Annotated in this window: 28 protein-coding genes; 20 read left to right on the top strand and 8 right to left on the bottom strand. The window is 36.5% G+C overall.

The features are described 5' to 3' along the window. Positions 1 to 6: 6 nt before the first annotated feature. Positions 7 to 558 carry a M15 family metallopeptidase gene (locus FXW34_RS16960; protein WP_147535295.1) on the bottom strand — a complete coding sequence of 184 codons (552 nt, stop codon included), beginning with the start codon at positions 556 to 558 and terminating at the stop codon, positions 7 to 9. A gap of 176 nt (positions 559 to 734) precedes the next feature. Here FXW34_RS16960 and FXW34_RS16955 point away from each other — a divergent pair, with 176 nt between their 5' ends. Both FXW34_RS16955 and FXW34_RS16950 read left to right on the top strand, forming a co-directional pair. Continuing rightward, positions 735 to 1685, top strand: a complete 951-nt coding sequence (locus tag FXW34_RS16955; RefSeq protein ID WP_147535239.1) for an exonuclease domain-containing protein — start codon at positions 735 to 737, stop codon at positions 1683 to 1685. A 158-nt stretch (positions 1686 to 1843) separates the two neighbouring features. Then, positions 1844 to 2719 carry a nitroreductase family protein gene (locus FXW34_RS16950; protein WP_147535238.1) on the top strand — a complete coding sequence of 292 codons (876 nt, stop codon included), beginning with the start codon at positions 1844 to 1846 and terminating at the stop codon, positions 2717 to 2719. Between the two features lie 94 nt (positions 2720 to 2813). Here FXW34_RS16950 and FXW34_RS16945 read toward each other — a convergent pair whose 3' ends face one another. Next, on the bottom strand, positions 2814 to 3752 hold the full coding sequence (locus tag FXW34_RS16945; RefSeq protein WP_147535237.1) for an HD-GYP domain-containing protein: 939 nt from the start codon (positions 3750 to 3752) through the stop codon (positions 2814 to 2816). Between the two features lie 250 nt (positions 3753 to 4002). On the opposite strand from FXW34_RS16945, the gene FXW34_RS16940 reads away from it, so the two are divergent. From FXW34_RS16940 to FXW34_RS16920, 5 genes are all read left to right on the top strand, one after another. Further along, positions 4003 to 4500, top strand: coding sequence for a GNAT family N-acetyltransferase (locus FXW34_RS16940; protein WP_147535236.1), 498 nt, complete (start codon positions 4003 to 4005; stop codon positions 4498 to 4500). 53 nt (positions 4501 to 4553) lie between these two features. Beyond that, positions 4554 to 5849 (top strand): MFS transporter, encoded by a 1296-nt coding sequence (locus tag FXW34_RS16935; RefSeq protein WP_147535235.1) that lies wholly within the window; start codon positions 4554 to 4556, stop codon positions 5847 to 5849. Positions 5850 to 5883: 34 nt separating this feature from the next. Further along, entirely contained in the window at positions 5884 to 6762 is an 879-nt protein-coding gene (locus tag FXW34_RS16930; protein WP_246141138.1) for an ADP-ribosylglycohydrolase family protein, read from the top strand. A gap of 520 nt (positions 6763 to 7282) precedes the next feature. Then, complete coding sequence (locus tag FXW34_RS16925) at positions 7283 to 8038, top strand: GNAT family N-acetyltransferase (protein WP_147535233.1); 756 nt, start codon at positions 7283 to 7285, stop codon at positions 8036 to 8038. A gap of 97 nt (positions 8039 to 8135) precedes the next feature. Next, positions 8136 to 8441, top strand: coding sequence for a BC1872 family protein (locus tag FXW34_RS16920; RefSeq protein ID WP_147535232.1), 306 nt, complete (start codon positions 8136 to 8138; stop codon positions 8439 to 8441). Positions 8442 to 8567: 126 nt separating this feature from the next. Here FXW34_RS16920 and FXW34_RS16915 read toward each other — a convergent pair whose 3' ends face one another. The 3 genes from FXW34_RS16915 to FXW34_RS16905 all read right to left on the bottom strand — a co-directional run bounded on the left by FXW34_RS16915 (position 8568) and on the right by FXW34_RS16905 (position 10146). Next, on the bottom strand, positions 8568 to 8723 hold the full coding sequence (locus tag FXW34_RS16915) for a DUF1540 domain-containing protein (protein WP_147535231.1): 156 nt from the start codon (positions 8721 to 8723) through the stop codon (positions 8568 to 8570). Between the two features lie 114 nt (positions 8724 to 8837). After that, a complete protein-coding gene (locus FXW34_RS16910) occupies positions 8838 to 9284 on the bottom strand; it encodes a hypothetical protein (protein WP_147535230.1) in 447 nt (148 codons plus the stop codon). Positions 9285 to 9441: 157 nt separating this feature from the next. Beyond that, entirely contained in the window at positions 9442 to 10146 is a 705-nt protein-coding gene (locus FXW34_RS16905) for a DUF421 domain-containing protein (protein ID WP_147535229.1), read from the bottom strand. A 215-nt stretch (positions 10147 to 10361) separates the two neighbouring features. Here FXW34_RS16905 and FXW34_RS16900 point away from each other — a divergent pair, with 215 nt between their 5' ends. Both FXW34_RS16900 and FXW34_RS16895 read left to right on the top strand, forming a co-directional pair. After that, complete coding sequence (locus FXW34_RS16900) at positions 10362 to 13244, top strand: PD-(D/E)XK nuclease family protein (protein ID WP_147535228.1); 2883 nt, start codon at positions 10362 to 10364, stop codon at positions 13242 to 13244. Positions 13245 to 13261: 17 nt separating this feature from the next. Then, positions 13262 to 16681 (top strand): UvrD-helicase domain-containing protein, encoded by a 3420-nt coding sequence (locus tag FXW34_RS16895; protein ID WP_187119000.1) that lies wholly within the window; start codon positions 13262 to 13264, stop codon positions 16679 to 16681. Positions 16682 to 16767: 86 nt separating this feature from the next. Here FXW34_RS16895 and FXW34_RS16890 read toward each other — a convergent pair whose 3' ends face one another. Both FXW34_RS16890 and cidR read right to left on the bottom strand, forming a co-directional pair. Beyond that, positions 16768 to 17139 carry a hypothetical protein gene (locus FXW34_RS16890; protein ID WP_147535226.1) on the bottom strand — a complete coding sequence of 124 codons (372 nt, stop codon included), beginning with the start codon at positions 17137 to 17139 and terminating at the stop codon, positions 16768 to 16770. A 230-nt stretch (positions 17140 to 17369) separates the two neighbouring features. After that, on the bottom strand, positions 17370 to 18266 hold the full coding sequence (gene cidR, locus FXW34_RS16885; RefSeq protein WP_147535225.1) for a cidABC operon transcriptional activator CidR: 897 nt from the start codon (positions 18264 to 18266) through the stop codon (positions 17370 to 17372). Positions 18267 to 18486: 220 nt separating this feature from the next. On the opposite strand from cidR, the gene FXW34_RS16880 reads away from it, so the two are divergent. From FXW34_RS16880 to FXW34_RS16870, 3 genes are all read left to right on the top strand, one after another. After that, complete coding sequence (locus FXW34_RS16880) at positions 18487 to 19002, top strand: hypothetical protein (protein ID WP_147535224.1); 516 nt, start codon at positions 18487 to 18489, stop codon at positions 19000 to 19002. A gap of 145 nt (positions 19003 to 19147) precedes the next feature. Then, positions 19148 to 19387: a hypothetical protein gene (locus FXW34_RS16875; protein WP_147535223.1), complete on the top strand. Its 240-nt coding sequence runs from the start codon at positions 19148 to 19150 to the stop codon at positions 19385 to 19387. A gap of 246 nt (positions 19388 to 19633) precedes the next feature. Continuing rightward, a complete protein-coding gene (locus FXW34_RS16870; RefSeq protein WP_425457445.1) occupies positions 19634 to 20329 on the top strand; it encodes a Gmad2 immunoglobulin-like domain-containing protein in 696 nt (231 codons plus the stop codon). Between the two features lie 115 nt (positions 20330 to 20444). Here the strand turns inward: FXW34_RS16870 and FXW34_RS16865 are convergent, their stop codons facing one another. Beyond that, positions 20445 to 21026, bottom strand: coding sequence for an LOG family protein (locus tag FXW34_RS16865; RefSeq protein WP_147535221.1), 582 nt, complete (start codon positions 21024 to 21026; stop codon positions 20445 to 20447). 180 nt (positions 21027 to 21206) lie between these two features. Here FXW34_RS16865 and FXW34_RS16860 point away from each other — a divergent pair, with 180 nt between their 5' ends. The 8 genes from FXW34_RS16860 to FXW34_RS16830 all read left to right on the top strand — a co-directional run bounded on the left by FXW34_RS16860 (position 21207) and on the right by FXW34_RS16830 (position 26307). Further along, positions 21207 to 21845 carry a hypothetical protein gene (locus tag FXW34_RS16860; protein WP_147535220.1) on the top strand — a complete coding sequence of 213 codons (639 nt, stop codon included), beginning with the start codon at positions 21207 to 21209 and terminating at the stop codon, positions 21843 to 21845. Positions 21846 to 21891: 46 nt separating this feature from the next. Next, on the top strand, positions 21892 to 22647 hold the full coding sequence (locus tag FXW34_RS16855) for an FxLYD domain-containing protein (protein ID WP_147535219.1): 756 nt from the start codon (positions 21892 to 21894) through the stop codon (positions 22645 to 22647). Positions 22648 to 22700: 53 nt separating this feature from the next. Further along, positions 22701 to 22907: a DUF1657 domain-containing protein gene (locus tag FXW34_RS16850; protein WP_147535218.1), complete on the top strand. Its 207-nt coding sequence runs from the start codon at positions 22701 to 22703 to the stop codon at positions 22905 to 22907. A 79-nt stretch (positions 22908 to 22986) separates the two neighbouring features. Further along, on the top strand, positions 22987 to 23193 hold the full coding sequence (locus tag FXW34_RS16845) for a DUF1657 domain-containing protein (RefSeq protein WP_147535217.1): 207 nt from the start codon (positions 22987 to 22989) through the stop codon (positions 23191 to 23193). Between the two features lie 29 nt (positions 23194 to 23222). After that, positions 23223 to 24083, top strand: a complete 861-nt coding sequence (locus FXW34_RS16840) for a DUF421 domain-containing protein (RefSeq protein WP_147535216.1) — start codon at positions 23223 to 23225, stop codon at positions 24081 to 24083. Positions 24084 to 24296: 213 nt separating this feature from the next. Next, positions 24297 to 25652, top strand: a complete 1356-nt coding sequence (gene glnA, locus FXW34_RS16835; protein ID WP_147535215.1) for a type I glutamate--ammonia ligase — start codon at positions 24297 to 24299, stop codon at positions 25650 to 25652. Between the two features lie 159 nt (positions 25653 to 25811). Then, positions 25812 to 25949 (top strand): hypothetical protein, encoded by a 138-nt coding sequence (locus FXW34_RS23025; RefSeq protein ID WP_187118999.1) that lies wholly within the window; start codon positions 25812 to 25814, stop codon positions 25947 to 25949. 184 nt (positions 25950 to 26133) lie between these two features. After that, positions 26134 to 26307 carry a gamma-type small acid-soluble spore protein gene (locus FXW34_RS16830; protein WP_147535214.1) on the top strand — a complete coding sequence of 58 codons (174 nt, stop codon included), beginning with the start codon at positions 26134 to 26136 and terminating at the stop codon, positions 26305 to 26307. The last annotated feature ends 33 nt before the right edge of the window (positions 26308 to 26340 follow it).

Raw genomic sequence — 26340 nt, 5'->3', positions numbered from 1 at the left:
ATTATTTTAATTAGCTTCAGATTGTAAAGCTACATCAGAAGGGCGTTCACCACGTTGTAAATCATCAATGGCCAATCCGAAATCCATTTCCAGATGGGGGTAATCCTTAAAATTAATCCAATCCCCGCCCCATTCGAAGCCAAGTTCTTTGGCAATTGTCACTACTTCAGTCCAATCCGCAACGCCATTAACATTCCCGTCATACTGACGATCCCATAAAATATCTCCTGTCGGTATTTTGATGGCGAAGTCAATTGCCAGACCGTAGTTGTGATAGGACTCTCCGCCTCTTGCGTGCGTTACAATGTTTCCCTCCGAGGACCGACCTTTTTCATACAAGCGGTCCTGTTCTTCTGCGCTACGAAATCCGTCTGTAATCACAACGGATATACCCTTACCTGCAGCCTGTTCAATTAGTTGATTCATTTTTTCTTCCACAACCGGGTGAAGAGAGGTGGGCATTTCAGCCGTTTGTGTTACTTGGGGCTTTGAAACATATTGAAAGTAAATGAAAATCGCAATAATAACAAGTAATGTCGTGGTGATAGTGCTTTTCATCCATTTTAATCTCAAGAGAGCCGATCCTTTCCAATTAATCTTTTATTCTACTAAATATGACGTCCAAAATAGGAAAATAGTTTCACACCAAAATTATCATGATTCGTATTTTCGATTTTAATCTTTTATGGGAAAATGGAATAATGATCAACCGATAAAATAAAGGGTGAAATAGAATGGACTTTATCGCAATCGATTTTGAAATTGCCAATAACAATTTAAATAGCGCTTGTTCCCTAGGTATGATTTTTGTAGACCAAAACCAAATTGTAGATAAAAAATATTACCTCATTAAACCACCAAGTCTCATATTTGACGAAAAAATGGCAAAAATCCATGGCTTAACAAAAGAGGATGTTCTAAATGCACCAAAATTCGATGAGGTATGGCAGGAAATTAAACATTTCTTTAAACCTGGTACACTTGTAGTTGCACACAATGCTCAATTTGATATGAGTGTGCTGAAGAGTTGTTTGTTAGAATATTCACTTGATGTTCCAGATATTCAGTATGCTTGTAGTATTTCCATTAGTTCACTTGCCTGCAATGGAGTTAGAGGTTCATTAAAAGCCCGCACCCAACATTTTGGAATTGCGCTTGAACATCACCATAATGCACTTGCAGATGCAGAAGCCTGCGCTGAATTGGTGATAAAAAGTGTTGAGTTGTGCAATCATCAATCAATAGATTCTTATTTAAGTATCAATAGTGCTGCAATACCAGTCAAATCTTTAGCACGCTTTAAGCATCAAAACAGCTTTTACCGAAAAAAACCTCAGAAATACAAAAAAATTGATATCCAGGACATCACTCCTTCATGCGAGGAAATGGATTGCAATCATCCATTTTTTGAAAAACAAATGGTTTTTACAGGTGAATTGAGCATGATGGAAAGAGCTACAGCTATGCAAAAAGCAGTTGATGCTGGGGGAATCATTAAAAGCGGTGTGAGCCGAAAAACTGATTTTCTTGTGGTGGGACGCCAAGATAAAACTTTAGTCGGAGCAAAAGGAATCAGCACAAAGGAAGAAAAAGCCTATTCTTTAATTGAAAAAGGTTTTGAAATAAAAATCATTAATGAAATGGAATTCTTCCAATTACTTGAATCAAATGATAATGCGAGTTAATAACTAAACTTAATTGACAATAAACCGTAGTTCAGAAAGGACCGCTCAAGCCTATATCGATTTTTGACTGCGGTTTTATTTTATTTAGGTTGAAACATCATTAAGATTAGAATGTTCCAGCAATAAAGGGTAGGAAGTATGTATCCGGAGGTTTCTACATGATGACCGATAGCACTTTACTTGATGTAATGAGGATGCGTAAATCAATCCGTTCTTTTCAAAAACAGCCATTAAGCAGCAAACATATTGATTTGATTTCTCAATACATAAATAACGAAGAAAATCTTATAGGTCCGTTTGGTGAAAAAGGTAAGATCGAATTGGTTTCAGTTACAAACAACGTTTCGGATAAAGGGATTAAATTGGGAACATACGGTATGATAAAAAATCCACAGGCCTATTTAGTTGGTATCACAGAAAATAATAAACAATCTTTGTTGGATTTTGGATATGTATTTCAAAAACTTATTCTTTTGTTAACACAACATGGAATCGGAACATGTTGGATGGGAGGGACTTTTAATCGGAATTCTTTTGAAAAAGAAATACCATTAATTGACAAGAAATTTATTCCATGCATTACTCCTATAGGTTACCCGCATGAAAAGCAAAGGGTACTTGATAAAGCACTCCGCTTTGCAGTAAAAGCTGATAATAAAAAGCCTTGGGATCAACTTTTTTTCGATGAGAATTTTGAAACTTCTTTAACAGATGCCAAAGCAGAAATAATTAAAATACCTATTGAAATGGTAAGGCTTGGTCCATCTGCTTCAAATAAACAACCGTGGCGCCTAGTAATAAATGCAAATAAAACAATATGTCACTTTTTCATTGAACAAACACCAAACTATAGCACAAAATTGGGGTATGACATGCAATTACTAGATATGGGAATTGCAATGTGCCAATTTGATTCGGCATGTAGAGAATTAGGTATAGACGGACAATGGAAAGTGGTGGATCCTGAAATCGACACCCCAAATGAGTTAACAAAATATATTGTTAGCTGGAAAAGCACTTCCTTATTTAGTTAAAATGAGCTTCAACAAAACGCCTTAGGATCATGAAAAAATCCTAAGGCGTTTAATATTATCACAACAGTGAACTGTAAAGCGTGAACGTGCTATTTTATCCAATTGATTCATATTTATGGTAGAAATTATGCTTAATATCAGGCAAGTCTTGATTTTTGAGGATATTGATAAATAACTCAGCAATCTCTGGGTCAAATTGAGTACCTTTGTTTTTGGTGATCTCACTAATCGCAAATTCGATACTACGAGCATCATTGTATACACGCTTAGACGTCATAGCATCAAAAGAATCGGCTATTGCCATAATTCTTGCTGCAAGGGGAATGTCCTTTCCTTTCAACCCATATGGATAACCTTTTCCATCATATCGTTCATGGTGAAATCTGACCATATCAAGTATTCCGGTTGTTTTTAAAGATGATACATGCTTCAATGATTCGTAACCAATTATTGGATGATTTTTAATGATTTCAAATTCCTTGTTCGTAAGTTGTGAAGGTTTGGTTAAAATCGATTCAGGTACTCCAATTTTTCCAGTATCATGTAATAATCCACCTAAATAAATAGCTTTACATTGAGATTTTGACAGTTTCATTTCTTTTGCAATCATCAATGAATATTTCGCCACGTTTTCAGAATGATTAGCTGTATAAGCATCCCGTGAATCAAGTAATTTCGAAATCGACATAATGATTTCAGTTTTATTATTTTTTTGAATATTAAACTGTTTAATTACTTCAACAGAAATGAAAGTTACTGCTAAATACACCAATAGGCGAATGAAAAAGGTTGCAAGACTATCAATATCTTGTATAACGATGGATCTTTGAACAACAACCAGAAATGTAAATAAAATAAGGAACCAACGTGGCTTTGAGTAAAAGCCGATGCCTAAAAAAATAACAGACAGTACGTATAATGAGTTCAGTGCATATATCCAATAATTAATGATAGGAAGAGCAATAAAAAATAATATAAAGAGCTTTCGATATAGACTAGTATTATCCACAAAGAAATTAATTTTATAATCCAAGTCCAACACCCTCGTTGCTTATTTAAATACCAAGTGGATTAATAAAAGTACAATTTTACCCATTAAAATAATTTTAAAGGATACTTTTAAGAAAATACTACCATTATTTCAAACACATTGTGACACTTTCACATTGTTAATTGAGATAGTAGAATTTAAGAAGGAATTTACTATATTTTAAGCGAATTGCCAATTATGAAAACAGTAAACAATCACGATTTTTTGAAATTATGATGGAGGATGACACAGGATGACAATTACGATTGAGTACATGGAGCCATCAGATTGGAAACAAGTAAGTAGCATTTATCTCGAAGGAATTTCTACTGGCAATGCGACATTTCAGACTAGCGCACCTAGCTATGAAGATTGGGATAACGGGCATGTTAAGTCTTGCCGTTTAGTAGCAAAAACAGGTGATAAAATCGTTGGTTGGGCAGTGCTAAGCCCGACCTCAAGTAGATGTGTATATGCTGGGGTAGCAGAGGTAAGTATTTATGTAGGGCTTGAATACTCCGGCAAGGGGATTGGCAGTTTACTATTAAAAAGATTAATTGAAGAAAGTGAACAGCATGGCTTTTGGACATTACAATCTGGTATTTTTCCAGAAAATATTTCAAGTCTAAAAATCCACAAAAAAAATGGCTTCCGAGAGATCGGAAGACGAGAAAAACTCGGAAAGATGAACGGAGTATGGCGTGATGTGGTTCTGCTAGAAAGAAGAAGCACAAAGATTGGTATTGATTAACGATATCAAACTGAAAAATTAGATATTTACGTAGTTCCAAGGGGAAAACTAAAATGAGCACAAGTCATAAAACTATCTATAAATTTCTGGGAATTCAAGGGCTTTCGCTAATTGGAAGCCGATTAACAGCAGTCGCTATCGGGATTTGGTTTGTTAAAGAAACAGGTACTGTTACACCATTATTGTTGATTTCTTTATGTAATGAGTTGCCCATATTATTTTTTGGTTCACTAATTGGTATAGCAGTGGATCAATTGAATAGAAAAACCGCCATTCTGATTGGAGATGCGGGTCAAGTGTTATGCACGATTTTTCTTGTCTTCAGTCTAATAAGTGGTACGGGTATGGCTTTAATATACATGATAGTGGCAATTCAAGGATTGTTTATGGCTTTGCAAAGTGTCGCTTCCTCTGCATTAATCCCACAAATGGTTCACAATCACCAATTAGATCGGGTTAATTCATTTAAGGAAGTTCTTTTTCCACTAGCTGGAATTATCGCTCCATTTTTAGCAGGGATGCTTTTTGAACCAATTGGTTTGGTTGGTATAGTCATCATTGATATAGTAACGTTCATTATTTGTATCATTGCTGTTGCCAGTCTATCATTACCTGGAAAAATGTATAAGGACATACAGGTAAAGAAGGGAAGTCTATGGAATGAGGCAATGGAAGGATATCGTTTCCTATGGAAGCATAAATCATTACTATACCTTTTTCTTTATTTTGCCTGGTGGAATTTCATATTAAATGGTCCTTTAGAGTTAGCCATTCCGTACTTTTTGTTCAAAACCGGAAATGATATGGTGATGTCCTGGTTACTCCTCGCAATGAATGCAGGTGCGATGGTGGGGGCATTGCTGTCAGTGTGGTGGGGATATTTCCATCATAAAATTAGATTTATTGTTTCTGGATCAATTCTTACAGCAGGAATGTTTATTTTTTTAGGATTAAACGAAAATGTTTGGCTAATGGCTGGAACTATTTTCTTGTTGATGTTGCCACTGGCAATGACTGGTGCCCTATTTACTTCACTTATACAACGAAAGACGCCTTTACATATGCATGGAAGGATTTTTGTAGTATTCGGGCAATTATCCGCACTGTCCGCACCGTTGTCCTTTCTTGTTACAGGTCCAATCGTCGATGGCTGGCTTGAACCATCAATGGTAGAGGGTCGCTGGACATGGTTAATTAGCGTTTTCGGACAAGGACCCGGTTCTGGAATTGCATTGCTTTTTGTAGTGTGTGGAATTCTGCTACTAGGTGGAATTTTTATAACTTGTTGCTCTACTGGAGTACGTAACTTAGAAACGGCAATGCCGGATTATATGGAGGAAAATCCATAACTTGTTTATATTTTAGGTTGAAAGGTGGATCCTCGTGTTAGATAAAATAATGGGTGGTCTATTCGGTGTGGCTATTGGAGATGCACTGGGTGGGACAACAGAATTTATGACTGAATCAGAAATCAGCGCAAAATATGGTCGGCTCACAGAAATCAGTGGTGGCGGGTGTTGGAGCCTTGAGCCCGGTGAAATCACCGATGATACAGCAATGACGATTGCCGTTGCGAGAGGCATCTTGGAGAAACCGCTGGAACCAATAACGAAGATTGGCGAGGAATTCTTAGCCTGGTACGGAACTAATCCAAAGGACGTTGGCATAACGATTAGGAGTGTTCTAAGTCAATATCAAGGAGATTGGGAAGAAGCTGCAAAACTAGTTTGTGAGCAGATGGATGGAAAATGTGCTGGAAATGGTTCGCTAATGCGCACTTTACCAATTGCACTCGCTTATGCGGACAATGAGAAAATGCTCGACATCACCTTCCGTCAGTCTATGATGACACATTATGATGAGCAAACAGCACAAATATGCCAAATTTACAATAAAATTGCATCAAGACTTCTTAATCATGAGCAACTTTATCAGGCGATAGAAAAGGAAATACAAGGGACTCAGTTTAGTTCCGTCTTTCATAATAAACCTATTGTCCCGGCAGATGGATATGTGGTGAATACTTTTTATTGGGTGCTCTATTATTTAGTACACTTTAAGGAGTTTTCGGATGTTGCGATTGAAGCTGCTAATAAAGGTGGAGACAGTGACACCATTGCTGCAATCGCATGTGGCCTAAAAGGAATTGAAGTCGGGTACAACGCCCTGCCTGAACATTTTAAAACCAAAATTCTTGTAAAAGAGGAATTGATGGAGCTTGGTAATAGATTATATAAACTGAGGGTATCGATGAGTTCGTAAATATTAGAGCAAATCTAAAAAATGAACTCATAAAGGACTCATGAGTTCAAAACCCGGAGAAAAAATCTAAATAATGAACTCATAAAGGGCTCATGAGTTCAAAACCCGGAGAAAAAATCTAAGCAATGAACTCATAAAGGGCTCATGAGTTCTAAACCCGGAGAAAAAATCTAAGTAATGAACTCATAAAGGGCTCATGAGTTCAAAATCTGGAGAAAAAATCTAAATAATGAACTCTTAAAGGGCTCATGAGTTCAAAACCCGGAGAAAAAATCTAAGCAATGAACTCATAAAGGGCTCATGAGTTCAAAACCCGGAGAAAAAATCTAAGTAATGAACTCATAAAGGGCTCATGAGTTCAAAACCCGGAGAAAAAATCTAAGTAATGAACTCATAAAGGGCTCATGAGTTCAAAACCCGGAGAAAAAATCTAAGCAATGAACTCATGAAGGACTCATGAGTTCTAAACGCTTTAGTACAACAACAGGAATGAATCCATAACAATAAAGGGGAGATAAGTTTGGAGGCTGTTACCTTTGAAAAAATAAACCATTACGGTATAAAAGTTTTTGAAAATGACCTGTATATCCACATTCATAATCCAGGAATGTTATTAATGTATGATTGTAATTTTCTCCAATTCAAGAAAAATCCAACTTTGACGGAATTTACCAAAGTCGAGGATTATTTGCGCGAATTCCATTTAAAACATGATCAGCATCATCTCAAATTTTATTTTCCTGAAAATGAAACAATATTACCAGAAGTCCGTGAATACTTTAACCAATTGAATTATCATGCGAGTCGTTTAGAGTTGTATAGTATTCAGCCGAAGGATTTCCCACAAATAAAGGAAAATCCCGAGATATCTGTCCAATCAATAACAGAAGATAGCTTAGATACTTTCTTGAAATTTCAGTATGAACTAGATTTCAAATATGGACTTGGATATGCGGAGCAGCGGCAAGCACAGCATCGACGGAATTTCTATTCTGACAGGTTTCAGCAAGTAATTGCGTATTATCAGGACTTGCCTGCGGCTAGTGTTGATTTAATCATCACTGATGATACGGTTGAAATTGATGGATTAATCGTCCTCGATGCTTACCAGAAACGGGGTATTGGTAGCATGGTACAAAGGTATGTAATGGATCAATTTATGGACAAGACAGTGATTCTAGTGGCAAGTGGGGAAGATACACCAAGAGAAATGTACAGAAAGCAAAATTATCAATATCTAGGTTTCAAATACGAGGTCATGAAGGTGAATGAATAATCGAGACTTTACAACAATAATTACCGTGCATCTCCTTTGTTTGATTTTAATTAAGATGATAAAATAAACAATTATAACTAAAGGGGATCAACAAGAAATGAACAAAATTGAAATTATTGCGAGAAGGATATTAGGTTGGAAGTTAAATAGATGGGACCGCTGGCATGATCCTGAAAAGGGTATCTTCATTTACGATCACGAATTTCAACCAGAACAAAAACTGGAACATGCAATGCTCATCGTTGATAAATTGAAACAATACGGATTTTCCTATCAACAAAAAGGAGATTCAGAGGTTTGCTTTAATGGAATTTGCGCAACAGGTGAAACGCTACCTGAAGCCATTACGAATGCTGCGTTCGAAATCGCCGACAATAGCGGAATTCCGGAGGGGTGGCTGTAACCAATCACAGGGAAAATCAACATTATGTTATAACAGAGCTTAAATATAAAGAGCCAGAATTTCTGAAAGAGAAATCCTGGCTCTTTTCATATTGTCCATTGCATATGGTCTCACTAAGTATATGGATTAATTTCTTGTGGCAAAAGTTTTACAGCCGATTTCCTCGTGCGTCATCACTGATTTCTCATTATTGTAGCTTCCGACGAAGATTTCCTTCGCCCCGCATTTTTTGCCTTCGCTATTGTAGATGCAGTTAGTAACCTCACACAAAATTTGAGCCATAATAAAGGCACCTCCTTTTCTACAAATATATGTAACAAACAGGCTTTTAGACGTGTTTGTCCATAATATTCTTTCAATAAGCTCTTTTTTTCTTGTTTTAGGGAGTCGTAGTAGTTACCAATCTATCAAACTTTGTATATTAACGATTTCATTTCCGATATGGTAATAACTTTGCACAATAAAGCCTTCAGTGTTTGCATCATACTTTAGATTCGTGATTTCTATTGGTGCCAATCCAAGTTGAGGATCGTAACAGAGATTAAATGGACCATAAACCTTAGTAATGTCCTTATTTCTACTCAAGACGATATAAAGCTTATCGTTACGGATAATCATCGTACTTTTTTCGCGACTGGCAGTAGCACTAGCAATTAGATTAGCATCTTCATTATTAACGAAGATAATATAGCGATAGGGCTCCTGCATTCCTTGCCCCTTAATGGTAGTTTCCTTATGGTAAAATTTATACCTTTGGGAACGCCCCGTTTCATCTAACCAATATCTACTTCCCTTAGCTGTTTTAAATGTTAGTATTGGATTAATTTCTAATTCTGGTTCCACTTTCTAACACCCCCAACTCACTATTTTGTATTTGACTGACTTTCTTCTCAACCTCATTACATGAGGAGGAATGCAAATTTCCTTAACCTATTATACTCAAGACAAGCTTACTTGCTTGTACGATTACAATTAGTCTAATGCGGATTTTTGATATGCCTCATTTATATAAAAAGACCTTAAGAGTATCCTTCCTATCGACGGTAGCAAGAAGTACATTCTGAACCTCTGTTTGAAAAGATGTCTTTAGTTGAGCAACAAGCCAGACTTCATCTTTATGCGCCTCAATTAATTCGGTTTTATTAATTTTTCCTTCCTTAATAATCATGCGCGGAAAATCAAAAGGCTCAGTTTTTAAGACTAAGTCATTAGGAGTTACAGGTTCATATTTTGGATCCAAAAAGACTGATAGCCTTCCCTCCGCTTCCCATATTGCAAAAGCTACTTCGTTCATATTCACGACTTTTTCCCTTCGTAGTTCTTCCATCAAAACATCCAAAGAAATTCTTGCTTTATTTAAGCCTTTGATTAGAATTTGACCATCACGAATAATAGTAATTGGTTTTGCATTAAGTAAGCCTCTAAACCAGGGGAATTTTAACATCAAAAATAACGCACCTAGATATAACAAAACCAATACAGCTGTTGTGATCATAGAACCTTTTAAGCCAAGCTCTTCATCCGATAGTGGATGGGCAATGATGTTACCGATAACCAATGCCATGACAAAATCCAAAAGCCTGAGCTGTGAAATAGCCCGTTGACCAAGGATTCTAGCAACTATTACTAAAAAGAAGAAGGCAATGACTGCCCGCAAAATCCATTCATAACTTGAAAGTGATTCTTGACCTTGAAAGAAATCCATAAGTGAACACATCCTTAATCCAAACAAACTCAATGTTAGTTTTATCTTGAAATGGTGGTTCATACTTCAAAAAAACGGAAATATTGAAAGTATGAATAATTGTTCAAATTTCAAACCATTCCAATAATTAGGAAGGGTTCTGTCGGAAAAAGGCGTAATATATAAATTAAGAAGTTATTGGAAATGTATATTTAAACCACGAGAGGTGATTATGAATGGGTGAGTTGTGCTTCACATCATTTTCCTACAATGATTTTGTCAAACGTTTGGAGCAATGGTTTCAATACCAGACGAATGAGGACAGACCTATTTATTATTTATTCCCTTCAAATAAATGGCTGCAAGTCGCAAGAAAAAACCAACCTGGAATAGCATTTCAAACCTTTGATGATTTAGCGGTACTTTTATTAAATGAGACAAAAGTTAAATTTACTAAAATAACAGAAGAAGAACGCATCCTATTCTTCTATGAAATATTAAATCGTGAGCAGCATTTTGTTTTTGATATAGAGCTTTCAAAAAAGGCAAAAGCATACAGTGACAGCTATGGTCAGTTAAAAAGACTAGGGCTTAAGGTTGCTGACACACCACCTCAACTTCAAGCTCTTATTGATACATTTTATACATATGAACAAGAATATCGTGATGAAAAGGGTATGTATGATCCGGAAAATAGGATAATGAAGGCAATTGAAGCTGCAGAAAATCTTAATCAATTTCCGCTTAGCGGAGTGGTGATAGATGGTTTTATGGATTTCAGCCCAGTGCAATACCTTTTCATAGAATACTTGCAAAAGAAAAATGTGCCTTTCACAATAAACTTGCCAATTTTGGATAATGAAATGATTAAGGTTACCAAAACAACACTTCAGAGGTTGGGAGTGGAGGTTATAGGAGAAAAAGCTCCTACCCCCAACTTATTGTGCAAAAAAACGACTACTTACAAGGCGACAACAATTGAGGAAGAAATCTTTGGAGTCCTGACGACCATAGAGAGACATAAAGGTCAGGGGCAGTATCGTGAATTTGGAATTGTCCTGGCAACAGAAGCAAATTATCTATCAACATTACAACAACTTAGCAAAGTAATGAAAATTCCTATTTTAAAACCGCGGAAACTACCGGTAACCGAGACGAGCTTTGCTTCGTTCATAAAGCTATTATTCGATAATGAACATTTATCAACAAAATGGGAGCAACTTGCCCTCGTTGAAGCCATCACGGCACTTTGCATTCAAACATCTACTGAATTCATAAAAGTGAAAGAAATGTTTATTTCAACTGGGGAAATTTCGGACCCAGAAATATCTGCAATATTAAAACAGACCTTAAAATTCCAATCGCAATTGCCTGTAACCTCAACAATGAAGGATTTTTCTCAGCAGTTCTACCAATTTATTCAGCAACTTCCATTAATGTCAATTTGGAAGAAGTTCATTAAGGAGAAAAATTCACCCTATATCCAACAGCTTGCTTTAGAAATGCGTGCATTACAACGAATTATGGAGCTTCTGAAACAATCGCTCGACTCGATGTCTGATACTATTAGCAATTTAAACGTACATATTGATTGTTTTCGAGATGTATTTTTAGCAGAACTTAATAGGGTATTTCTTTATTTGGAAAGAACCCCTGCGGATGGAATAGACATCTACTCGTTCCGTGATGTTCCTTTGTTTAGGGGGAAACATCTTTTTGTAATGGGGCTAAATGAAGGAGTTTTTCCTAAACAAACTAGCTTAATTGGTTATTTTCAAGAACGGTATTTAGAAAATTACACAAGTCCTTTTCCATTACCACTTTCAAATGTTTTTCGAAAAAAGGATGACGCAGCCTTTGACCAGCTTAAATACATAGCGGAAACGCTCTCTTTTTCCTATGTAGGGGGAATGAATCCACACCAACCTTTACTGGCTTCGAAATATATAATGGATGAGCCAATCACAGAAAGCTTTTCGACGGCATCACGATATAAGTCAATAACCTATCAATCTAACGAAGAATTTACTGAAAAGCTTGCCTATCATTATGGCATTGGGAAAAAAATAGCAACGGTTCAAGGGCTTATCCGGCAATATATCATTAATCTCAAATATCTAGAGTCTGGCCAAGAAATCCTATCTGATAAATGGGCTGAAAAGCTTGCGAAAAATAAGCTATCGATTACTGGTTTGGAACGATATGCTGCCTGTTCATTTAGATTTGGGTTAGAGCGGATTTTTAAAGTTCGTGAGCCGCTGAATAAGCAAGGCAGAATGGACCCTATTGAGACAGGAAACATGATTCATCGTATTATTGAAACACTTTATCGTGAAGTAAAAGGTGTCCCATTCGCAAAACTGGCAGAATTTTTTCAAGGCAGTGCCGAAGCAAAATTGGAATCAATTTTTGAGGTGGAATGGGAGAAGTTGAAACGAATTCATCCCGAAATTAGCCAGATAAAGCTTGATAAAGCAAAGCAGGATTGGTGGAAAAAATTTAGAAGATGGCTAGCTGCGGAACAAGAGCGTTTTTGGCATAACGGGGAATTGGCCGAAATGCGGATTTTTCGCATTGAGGAACCTGTTGAATTGAGTTTTACGTTGGAAAACAATGAGGAATTAACGCTTTCTGGAAAAATAGACCGTGTTGATATAGATGAACATGGGTTTGTAATTTATGACTATAAAACAAGTGATAAGAATTTAGATTTTAACAATCATATTCCAGCGGGTGTTGTTTTACAGATTCCCCTGTACTTAATGGCTTTAGCGCATGAATTCAATCAAGGAAAGTATCAAAATCATAAAATCAACCATGGAGAAGCCATTGGTGGCGGCTATATTTCGATGAAAGACCCTCATCGTAGAAAACAAAATATGGTCTGGAAGGATCAAGATCACCGGGTCCGCTTTGAGCCAAATAAGAAATATAAAACGAATATTGTAAATTTAGAAAGTGAGTCTTTACGCCAAGAATTAAAATTGGACGAACTAATAACAAGGCTTTGGCGGGGAACATTCACAGATTTTTCTGTTAGACCTTTTAATGCAGATGAGTGCAAATATTGCATTTACAAACCGGTTTGTCGGGTAACAACTGAGCAACAGAACATATGAGGGAGGGAGTGAGAAAAATGAAATATAATCCAGAGCAAGAGAGAGCAATATTTGGAAAAGAGCCTCTGATTGTGGTCGCTGCAGGTGCTGGTTCCGGCAAGACAAAAGTGTTGTCAGAGCGCTATGTACACTTGTGTGAGTTAAAGCTAAACGTCGAGTTAGGCATAAAAGAGAAAGAAAACGCAGCTGCAGACGTTAGTAGCATCGTTACGCTTACCTTTACCGAGGATGCTGCATTAGAAATGAAGGATCGGATTCGAAAGCGATTAATTGAAAAACGACGCCATGCTAGTAGAGAATATCCAAATCATACAAATGTGGCAATTGAATATTGGAAAAACCAAATCGAAGCACTCGACAATGCTGTAATCTCCACGTTTCATAGCTTTTGTCAGCGGATTGTGTTGGAAAATTCATTCGAAGCTAATATCTATCCTGATGCAACAGTAATGGATGATACACAAAGTAAGCTTTTGAAAGCAGAGATTTTTTCTGAACTGGTGGAAGAAGGCGAAATCAGCGGACAATGGAACCTGTTATTAAGCGCAATCACTAGCTATTCCCTTCAGGAAAGCCTTTTTGCGGTTTATGGGAAGGTGAAAGAGTATGAAATTAATACGAGCCTGCAGGAAAAATTAAATATAGATGCACTCCTTACAGAGTGGAAGCTCTCGAAGTCAGAAAAGTTAAACAAATTGGATGTGGATTTTTACTCGTTCTTCCAAACAGATCCGGATACAAGTAAACTTACGCCTGCTAACAAGAAAATTTATGATAATATGCATGATATTTACCTTCGAAATCTTCACGATGAACAGTTATTGATGGCACTTAAAGGAAAAATAGATATTAAAAAAAATGTTCCAAAAAACCTGCAAACACAAAATTTATCGATGTTTAATGTATTGAATGCTCTGATAGCCGTCCGCGATATGTTCGATGAACCAGAAGAAAACGAAGAGAGACTAGAACAAATTTTGGTGGAGTTCGAATCGTTTTTTATTACCTTTGACCAGAAGTATGAAGAAAAAAAGCGCGAGTTGGCACTGCTTGATTTTTCCGACTTACAGCAAAAGGCGCTCAGTCTTCTTAATGATTCTGATATTAAAGGTTACTATTCAAGCTTGTATAAGCATTTCTTAGTCGATGAGTTTCAGGATACAAATCAGCTTCAATTAAGGATGGTTGAAAAAATTAATCCACCTTATCGCTTTATCGTTGGCGATGGCAAGCAGTCTATTTACCGGTTTCGCGGAGCAGATGTTCAGCTTCTAAACAGCGAGGTGAAAAAGGCGAAAGAGGACAGCACGTACGCATTTATTGATATGAATATTAATTATCGAACCTGTCATAGCATCATCGAATTTATAAATTTGCTGTTTGAACAGGAGCATTTAATGGGTACAAGTTTAGAGACAGGTGCACCACTGTACAAAACAGAGTATTCACGCTTGAATGCTTTTCGTAATGATGAAAGGTGTAGCCAGAGTCGTGTCGAATACATAAAGGTTAGTGAAGCCCAGGAAGTGAGCGTAGATGAAAATCAATATAATATGATTGCTAGACGCATGGTACAATTAAAGAAAAATAAAACAGAAATTTTCGATAAAGAAGAAGGTTACTGGCGACCAGTAGAGTGGCGTGATATGAGCGTTCTGATGGCCTCACGAACAAATTTAACGAGACTAGAGCTTGCCTTAAAGGAGTTAGATATTCCATATAACGTGTATGGTGGATTAGGATTTTATGATCGCCAAGAGGTAATTGATTTTCTCAGCTTATTGCGCTGGTTGAATCGACCATATGAACAGCTTTATATCATGGCTGTGTTAAGAAGTCCAATGTTCGGCTTAACGATGGATGAATTTTTGGAAATTCATCACCAACATGGTGTCGAATGGTCATTGCATGAGTTCCTGTACGAAAAAAGATATCTTGGACGACTATCTAATGAATTAAACGAAAAGCTTGAACGGTTTTGTGCATTATATGAAAGATGGACACCATTCCGCTGGTCAGCCTCTATTCAAATGGATCTATTAAATCTGCTGGAAGACAGCGGACTAAAAAATGTGCTGCTTCTCCAAAAGAACAATTTAATGAAAGTCAAAAATATTGAAAAATTAATCGAGACCATAGTGGATCTACGTGCGAAATCAATGGAAGAGATGCTAGCTAAAATTGCGATTTTGGCAGACTTATCTGAAAAGGAAGGCGATGCAGAGGTTGAATTGACTGGTGGGAATTATGTTCACATTATGACGATTCACGGCTCTAAAGGGTTAGAGTATCCAGTTGTTTTTGTTCCGAATTTATCTCGAGCACTTCCGGCTGATCGAGGGACTTTTAGATTTGATATTGAGCGTGGCATTTCAGTGAAATTCGAATTGGAAGACGAGGAGAATTTGCTTGGTGAAAAAATAAAAATTGCTGCGCCAAACTTTAGTGATTTAATGACGGAGGCTAGGAATCAGGCAATCGAAGAATCGAAGCGGCTCTTTTATGTAGCTCTTACACGGGCTCGCGACTTGTTAATTTTAACATCAAAGGATAAGGAGCAAAAAGAAAGCTGGTTTAGTTGGCTTGAGCTTGCACTAATAAATAATGAGATGATTAATGACTATATTACTGTAATTGACGAGCTACCAAAAGAAATGGCGATAGTTGAGGGAGCAGATGAGTATGCTGGTCCTAGTGTGAAAATAGACAGGGAGATTCCGATTACTTTTTCCGTTTCCGAGGTAATGAGTTATTTGAATGCTCCAGAGCAGTTTTTAGAGAAACATATTTTAAGGCTCGACGAAGCATGGCTTGAAGATACAGGAGAAGAAGAAGAAGAGGTTCCAATCGAAAACATAGATGAGATGCTGAATGAAGAAAGTACTGCAACAGTAGTTATGAATGAGGTTAAGCCAACGGTCTTAGGGACAATCGTCCACCGAATTTGTGAACTGTTGGACCGTGGTTATGAGGAAAAGGATGCATATCGAGAGGCGTTGACAAATCATATCCCACTAGAGGAGGAATCACTCTACTTAAAGCAGGTGACTCCGTTAATTAAAGCTTTTCAGAGATTAGCGTTAGGCGAGCCAGTAGAAAATGAATGGGATTTTGTTTTAGAGCTAAACGGGGTTCAAATCATCGGTGAAATTGATAAAGTAATAATAAATAATGGAGTATTTGAGGTAGTTGATCTAAAGACAAATCGCATCCATGACAATGTTGAAGAGCTAGTCCAATACTATAAACCGCAGCTTTACTTGTATAAAATGGCATATGAAAAGGCAAACGGTGTAGAAATTGATTCGATGAAGCTTGTTTTCCTTCGCGACCCGGGGAAAGCAGTCTATGAGGTTAATTATGAAATTGATTACGAAATACGATTGCTTTCTGCCATTAACGAAGTTGCTGAATTAAAACGGAAATTCATGAAATAGTAAAAAAAGAAGGCGTTGATCACGAAGATCAATGCCTTTTCTAACGTATGAATGAAGTTAGGGTATAAACATTTTTAGTACCGTAATTATTTTTCTACGGTTGGTCCAACCAATGATTCTGGATCAGTTCCAAGCAGTAAATGACTGATATTAGTAAAACCAGTTTGCGCAAATTTGTGAATGATCTGCTCCAACTCGTTAAAATCAGGATCATCTTTTAATGCTTGCAATTCTCTATCATATAATCGAAGGACAGAGTCATGAACCGAATTTGGTGTGAATTCAGCTGGGTCCTTATCCATTAATAAAGCTCCCATATATTGAAATTTAAAGTTAAGTGCCCGGGTGAGGTACACTAATTCTACTAGTTTTTTGTGAATATTAGGATAATTTTTTTCTAAATTCTCCAATGCTTGACACACTTGTTCTAAATCATTAATACAATTAAAAGTGATCAATCAAATTTCCCCCTATATTTTGTTGATGAAGTGAAACGACTCAGTTCTGATAATTCATACAACTTGATTATTACTAAGTCTACGACTGGTTTAATGTCATGTAAAATGGTTATATGTTATTGCTAGCATAGCTTTTGTCTATGAAAGCGTTTATTGTGAAGGCTTTTTATATAGAGGAAATTTTTAGAAAAATCAGTTAAACAATCAGTTAGAATTATTTTTCTGCTATACTATAAGCGTTTAGTTATATTTTTGAGTTGTTCAATTGTAAAATCTAACCATTCCTTTGCTGCGTAGGAAATGTATTGGTTTTTTCCCCAAATGATGGCCAAGCTCCAGTTAATTGATGGATTTTCGACCCGAATCGATCTAACGTTGTTTCCAAGTCTATTGCAAATACTTTCAGGTAATAGCGAAACACCAAGTTTATTGGCCACCATTTCTTCAATGAAAAACAAATGTGCACTTTCGGAGATAATATGTGGTTTGAAGCCAGTCTTTAAGCAGGCTTGTATAATTCGGTCATTTAGAACAAAATCTTTGTTAAACAGTATAAAAGATTCTTCCTCGAGATCAGCTAATTGAACAACGTCTTTTTCCGCAAGTCGATGGGAGGGGTGGAGAATAAGCTTCAAATCCTCCTCCATGAAGGCAAAATGGTTGAAGATCTGATTCTGTGTCGGAAGAACAATGACACCCACATCTAGTAGATTATTCTCTATGTCCTCTTCAATTTTCTTTGAACCGGATTCTTCAATTAGAAACGTAATCTCGGGATATTTTTCATGAAATAATCCGACGATTTGTAAGAATTGATGAGCGTTAAAAATGGGCGGAAGACCAATACGGATTTGTCCTGTTTTCAATCCTCTTAGGTCACCGATTTTTATTTCTAAATTTTTAAATGCCTTATCTATAAAAAGAGCCTGTTCCAGAATAATTTTTCCAGCATCAGTTAGTACAAGCTGCTTGCGAGAGCGGTCAAACAACGAAACACCTAACTCTGTTTCCAGATTCTTGATCATTTTACTAATCGTTGGCTGTGTAATGAACAAACTATCAGCTGCTTTAGAAAAGCTATTGAATTTTGAGATTTCAATAAAATATTGTAAATGCTTTATATCCATGGTCGTGCACCTAGTTTCTAGTATTTTGTAAAAAGTATCTATATAGTATTTTAACAATTTATATTAAAAACCAACATTGCTTGCAAGTAAATGCTTAAATAATTTGAAAAAATTCAATAAATGTGATGGATGTGGGGGAAAGTTCACAGATTATTCATTAAAATAAGAATGAGAAAGTTTATATCTAGTATCATTCAACAATTAAAGGGAGGACTCTATTATGACTACCACTTTAATTGCTCCACCTTTAGGGAATAATGAAAAATACTTACTGGATGAATATTTAGGTACTCGAGAGCCTCGGGAGGGTCTATATCAATTAATTCAAAATCGACGGGAACGGATACCTCGTTTATATAGAGGGATCATGTATTTATTAGAAGATGTAACAGTTGGACACATATATAGCCATTGGGATCTGGCGTCATCTTGGTCAATTGATGAACAGGTAGCAACGCAATTTGCTTTGGCTGAATATGTTCCAGAGGATATCATTGATAAAATGGTAAGAAATAAGAAGTTATCCATAAAAGATTACCATGATCAATTTGTACCAATAGTCCTTTATTGTGATAACGTAAAAGGTTTTGTTGTTAATCATCATTACAAAGACCATCTTTATGCTAAGGAAAATGAAGTAATAGTTTATAATACTAAATGTAAAATAACCTTAATTGAGGATGCTTTTTATGAGAGCAAAAGGTACTATAAAGTGTACTGTCACTCATTAGATTAATTAAATAGGGATTTAGACTGTATAGTTGACACAAAAATGCTATAAAGTATGTGACTTTTGATATTTGGAGTCCGTTAAATTCTATGATACTTTTAAACTATATAAAGAGAATTCAACAGAGAGAAATTACTTGGAGGTTATGAAAATGAGCTGTGGATGTGGACCTTTTATTGATGGAAAAGCAATTGTCGATCATGTAAAAAAACAAGGAAAAGCACACTTTGAACCAAATGTACTACATAATATCGCGTGCGGATGCGGTGAGACGTTTATCCTAGAAAAGGTAATTATGAATTGCCCAAAATGTGAAATGACCTATGCTGTTACACCATGCACCTCATCTGATATCAATAACATTAGACAAGCTGGCGTGAAATATGCTTAATTAATATTACTAGTTACACTCGCACACAAGTTGCGGGTGTTTTTTTATTATAAAAAAGAAAGCTCTGAAGAAATTAAAGCATCATAAATTTTCACATTGCATAATACATATACATGAGGAATTACAACATAATTTGGGGTGAAGGTAGTGCCGGTAGTTAACAAGCAAACATTTATTTGTACGGTACAACAAGGAGATACACTGTACTCAATTGCCCGCAGATTTCAAAGTTCGGTGGAAACTATAATGAAAATTAATCATATATTTCCACCTGTAACGGATCCAGGCTTGATATATCCAGGAAACGTGTTGCTTGTCCCAACCCAAAATACGGCAAAGGTTAATTATATTGTTCAATTTGGTGATAACATCAATCGAATTGCAACAAGATTTAGCACTTTTTCAGATTTGCTTGCAGGAATTAATCGGATAACAAATCCGAATCTGATTTATCAAGGCCATTCACTAGTAGTACCTGCTTTTATTTATGAAATACAAATCAACGATTCCATTACAACAATTGCTCAAAGATTTGGGATTCCACTATTAAACATTGTTAAAGTAAACCAAGGTCGATTAGGATTTCAATCAGACCTGATTTGGGCAGGGTATCATGTAATCATTCCATTACCAACTTCAAGAAATATTGTCCTGTGGTCACCACTTCCAGTGACCCAAATCAAATCAGGTCAAATGATAGATGGTCAAGCTAGGGCGTTCGAAGCCAATGTTTTACACCAGTTGAGAGACTATAACGGAGTAATTGTTTCTAATGAGCGATATACAACAGCAAGTGAAGGTGCACCTGCCTATGGTTACTTTACTAGCTCAATTCCATTTGATCGGAATCCAACAACTATTGGTGGGGAACTTTGGGTATACACAAGAAGTGCAAAGGATGGAAGTATACAGGATTTAGTTAGGACTCCCGTTTACTTATAAAAACGCTACATTGATCAAATTATAGAAATCAAGTCAAATTTGGGTTGATGAAACGACTTGAACCTTAATATAAAGTGACGCTTCTGCTCAGAAGCGTCACTTTGGTTTATTAATATCAAGTTTGATCATCTGTTAAATAAGTATTAGCGGTAACTGGTTGGAAATTTTCCATTTGATCAATAAGTCTTCCGGGTTCAGTATCTACAATTGCCATCGAACGAAACTTTTCATCCATAAACTGCGCATCGGTCATGTGATGGAACAGTGCTACAAGGGGATTATAATAATAATTCGTATTTAAAATCCCTAGTGGTTTATGGTGAAGTCCCAGTTGTCCCCAGGTGAAAATCTCGAAAAATTCCTCAAGAGTGCCAGGACCGCCCGGTAAAGCAATAAAACCATCAGAAAGCTCTGCCATTTTAGCCTTTCGTTCATGCATGGACTCTACAATATGTAATTCCGTTAAACCTTTATGAGTTCTTTCTTTTGTATCTAAAAAGTTTGGCATGACCCCAATAACTTTGCCGCCGGATTCTAAGACGGAATCCGCAACCGCACCCATAATTCCAAGACTAGCCCCACCATAAACTAAAGTAATGCCCCGTTGTGCAAGCTCTTTACCTAGTAGCTTTGCCTCCTCTAAATAAACATCTGATGCTCCACACTTCGAACCGCAAAAAACTGCTAGTGATTTCATATGAATTTCCTCCTGAATAAAGCACATACTAAGCTAATGATTAAACTAACTCTATATTACCAATATTTGTTTGACTTTGGATACAAATTTGGAAAGCGAAGAAAATTTAATAACAACAATCAACAAATACCGTAAAACATCCTGTGAAACAAGAAAATTCGGGGGGTGCCTGGCACTTAAATGAATATGAAAAAGTTATTGGTTATTTTGCTGGCTTTCATGTTTGTATTTGTTACGGCCTGTGGAACTGATGAGAAATCAAACGCGGACGAAACGGCAAAAGATGCAAAAAAGGAAGAAGATAGTAGTGAGTCCATAGACGTAGATAAAAATTTATTAAGTGTAGAAATAACTCTTCCGGCATCAATGTTTGAAGGGGAAGATGCTGAAAGCTCAATAGCGGAGGCGGAAGCAGAAGGAATACAAGTCACGAAGAACGCTGATGGATCAGTAACGTACAAAATGTCAAAAGCTAAGCACAAAGAAATGATGAGAGAAATGGAAACAGAACTGCAAAAATCTATTGAAGAAATGAAAAATGGAAAGGATTCTCCTTCAATTAAAGAGGTCACTGCCAACAAATCATATTCTGAATTTACATTAGAAGTTGACCGCGCTGGATATGAAAACTCATTTGATGGCTTTGCTGTGTTTGGATTAGGACTTTCAGGGATGTACTACCAGCTTTTTCAAGGAAAGGACTCAGAAAATATAAAGGTTAAAATAATTGTAAAAGATGTTGCAACTGGTGAGGTAATCGGTGAGACAGTTTACCCAGATGCGCTGGAAGATTTGGAATCTGAAGAAGCACAAGAATAGGCCCGGACTATCCCTGTGCCGCTGAAAAGGGAGATGATGCATCCTAATGAGAAAATTCGTTTCAATAATCATATTACTAACAATGGTATTGATTGTTGGGTGTTCTAATGAGTATGCAGGTACTTCAGATGAGAAAAATACTAAAGATACATCCGAAGAAACAAAGCAAACGGATAATCAAAAAGACGAGCAAGAGGCAAAGCTTGAGATAGTTGACCAAGCAAGTGGTGCATGGACAGATTCAATAGGTTCAGTTTGGGTTCACACCGGTGCCATATATAAAAACACTGGTGATGTTCCGGTAGAAATTGGTGAAACCCAAATGAACTATAAAGCGCAAGATGGTAGTGTGCTCGGAACAAGTACAATGGTATATTCTGTCCCATCTGTGGTGGGTCCAAATGAAACAGCCTTCATTGGTGAAACCACAATTCTTGATGGAGAAACTGATTCTGCAAATTTTAAAGAAACAACCTTTAATTTTGGTTTTGACAAAACAAAAGAGGACCCCACGCTACTTGAAACTTCTGTGGTTAAAGGAATAAAAGGAGATGATTATTCATCTTATCGTGTTACCGGTATGGTGAAAAATACAACCGATGCAAAACAAGATGATATTCGTTTAGCTGCTGCACTATTAGATGAGTCTGGAAAGCTTGTTGGTGTACTTGTAGGGTTGGTTGATATTGGAGTTAATCCAGGCTCTGAAGCAGGTTTTGAACTCGCATACCCTGAAATTCCCAAAGAAGCAGAAGCAAGAGTTGCTAAAATTGAGGTAAAGGCATATGGGTTTAATTTTTAATATTAGTGAAACAATAATTTCTAAGAAATATTTATTAATCTGGAGGTGTCCTTATGACGGTTATCAATGATGTGAAATCTGCGTTAGCTGGATTAAAAAGCGCTCAAGCTAGCTTTGAAACTTTTGCTCTGAGCACAGATAATCAACGAGCAAAGCAACTTTACCAAGACGCTGCTAAGCAAACACAAACTGTTATTGATAGTATTGAGCCCCGTGTTCAAGAGATTGAGGCTGAAGAACCTCAATATAAACAGCATTAGAATTGCATGATAAAAAGGTTGGTGAAAAAACCAACCTTTTTTAGAACTTAAAAACAATATTCAGAAAAGGTGATAAAAAATGACGGTTGCATCAAACGTAAAGCATACTCTTGCCAACCTCAAGGGAGTTGAAGCGGACTTATCACGTTTAGCACTGCAAACCGAAGATCATGAATCGAAGCGTTCGTTACATGAAACAATGATGCTCATTCATGAAATTGTGATGGACTTGAAAAAGCGAGTTAACGAAATAGAAAGAGAGGAAGTTCAATACAGAGGCTTTTAGCACAAATTTGGTTGTAGGAGGTTTGAGTAGTGCCAGATAGTCTTGATATAGTAGTCCGATCAATCTTTTTTGTTGTCATTTTATTATTAATTACAAAGATATTAGGGAAAAAGCAGATCTCGGAATTATCCTTTTTTGAATACGTTACAGGTATTTCCATAGGAAGTATTGGTGCAGAAGTTGCTGTGGGGCTTGAACGGAGTTTTTTACACGGCATTATTGCCATTTTAGTTTTTGCTGCAATTCCATTTTTCTCTGGTTTGCTTTCATTAAAGAGTAAAGCTTTTCGCAATTTTGTCGAGGGCAAAGCGACAGTTTTCATTAAAGACGGCAAAATCATGGAAGATAATTTAAAAAAAGAAAGATATACTACTGATGAGTTATTAGAGTTGCTTCGAAAAAAAGATGTCTTTCAGTTAGCAGATGTGGAATTTGCGATTTTAGAAGCTACGGGAGATTTATCCGTAATGTTAAAGAAGGAGAAACAACCACTTACAGCAAAGGATATAGATCTCAAGGTTGCTTCAATCAAAGAGCCTCAAACAGTCATTATGGATGGAGAAATATGTGATGAACCTTTAAATACAATAGGTTACAGTCGGTCATGGCTACATACAGAACTAGAAAAATTAGATGTTACCCTTGAAAATGTGTTTCTCGGGCAGGTAAATTCTTATGGAGAATTAACAATAGACCTCTATGACGATAAATTGCAAGTTGTAGCTCCTCAAGGTCGACCTTTAATCCTTTCTATCATGAAAAAATGTCAAGCGGACTTAGAGTCGTTTGCGCTAGCAACAGAAAATACAGATTCAAAGCGACTATACGAAGACAATAGTAAAAAGCTTCAACAAGCAATAGATAAAGTATCCATCATTCTAAAAAAATAAACGTACAAACGGCATTCTAACCAAGGGGATGTCGTTTTTTTGCATCATTTTGTATAAAGATACGGGAAAACGTATTAATTATAAAAAATCAAGTATAAATATTCAGAAAAAAGTTTAAAAAAATAGTTGTCAAACTATGTAGAATTAACTATAATCTAATTATTGAATAACTGATGTAATAAAATATAACATAAAAATGTGAGGTAATATAACATGGCTGTTTCGAATTTATCTGCATCAACAACTGCTTTAGATCAAATCAAGCAAACTATTAACGAAAAAAGCGTTGAATTACTACATTTGCAATTTGTTGATATCGAAGGAATCTTAAAGCATGTAACTGTAACTGTTGAACAATTAGAAGACGTTGTTGAAGGTAAAATGATGTTCGATGGTTCATCCATTACAGGTTTTTCGCCAATTAACAAATCAGATTTATATCTTCAGCCTGACTTAAGCACTTTTGCTGTTCTTCCTTGGACTGTTGAAGCTGGATATTCAGAGGCTCGTTTCCTTTGCTCTGTCGCTAATCCAGATGGGACACCTTATGAGGGAGATACTAGAAATGTTCTTAAGAAGACTGTGGAACGTGCGGCAGATAAAGGCTATACCATTTCTGTTGGACCTGAGCTAGAATTCTTCCTTTTTAAAAATGATGACAATGGATACACAACACAAGAACTTGCTGATAAAGCAGGCTATTTCGAGCCATCGCCACATGATCTTGGTGAACGTGTTCGTTTAGAAATCTACCGTGCTTTAAAAGCAATGGGCTTCACAATCGAAGCATCTCATCATGAAGTTGCTGAAGGACAGCATGAAATTAACTTCAAATACGGTGATGCATTAACAGCTGCTGATCGTTCAACTACTTACAAATGGGTAGTTAAGACTATTGCGAAAAAATTTGGTCTGCATGCAACCTTTATGCCGAAGCCTGTATTTGGAATAAATGGTTCTGGTATGCACGTAAATATGTCATTTTTCAAAGGAAACGAAAATGCATTTTTTGACCCTAGTGATGAATTACAATTATCTAAAGAAGCTTACCAATTTATCGCAGGAGTACTAGAAAATGTAAAGAGTTTTACAGCTGTAACAAATCCACTAGTAAACTCTTATAAGCGTTTAGTACCTGGCTATGAAGCTCCAGTATACTTAGCTTGGTCTGCTTCTAACCGTTCAGCTCTTATCCGCATTCCAGCGAAAAAAGGTCTTGCAACTCGTGTAGAGTTACGTTGTCCAGACCCAGCAGCTAATCCATACCTAACTTTTGCAGTAATTGCAGCTGCTGGTTTAGATGGAATCGAAAAGGAACTTGAAGCTCCAGCTCCAGTAAATGAAGATATCTTCCATATGGATGATGAAGAAAGAGCATTCAAAGGAATTACGAACCTACCTGGTAGCCTAGAAGAAGCAATTAAGGAATTAGAAGCAGGAGAAATCGGTGCAAAAACTCTTGGTGAGCACGTTTACACAGAATTTGTAGCTTTGAAAAAATCCGAATGGGATCGCTACCGTATCGCAATTTCTTCATGGGAAATCGAAAACTATCATTCTAAGTTTTAGTATTATATAAAGCAGCATTAAAGGACGCAGTCGACGGTATCGATAGCGTCCTTTTTTTCGCTCGAATAGCTCAAATAGCCTCGAAACTTACGTGCAAATGAACTCAACAAAGTATATGTAAGCGCATACATTGATAGTAAGACAATGGAGGTGGTTGAAGTGTTTTTTCAATTAACTACTGAATATATCCGTTACCTAAACGCCCCTGACAGGGGTGGGCTGAATTTTGAGCAATGGAAAGATAAGAAAAATCGTCAGGAAGCAGAAAAAAATAATAATTACAAAAACAACAAATAGTTTTGCTCGATTAAATCAAACCACATTCTCCGGATTCTCTTTGTCTACTACTTCAATAAATTAGACATTCTTAAGGGAATGTCTTTTTATTATGGGTACAACTATACATGAATCTTAACCGATTTTGGCTAGAATATTAAACCCTAATTTAGGTGAAAATATATCAACGAATAGGGGGTATTTTATGACAGAGAAGAGAAATCAGATTGATACTCAATATACTATTGTTGGTACAAATATTGATGAAGTAAAAAGATTAAATGCAGAGTCTGGACTTTCGTATAATGAAGTAAAAGAATTGTTGGCTAGGACTACTGGAGGAACAGGAATGGCAAAAGGAAAACCAAACAGAAATTAATAGGTTTAGAACTAAACCAAAGCAACGACTTAA

Source organism: Bacillus marasmi (assembly GCF_902168435.1).
In the GTDB taxonomy this organism is placed as follows: Bacteria; Bacillota; Bacilli; order Bacillales; family Cytobacillaceae; genus Bacillus_BU; species Bacillus_BU marasmi.
This window is presented reverse-complemented; position numbering and strand designations above follow the sequence as displayed.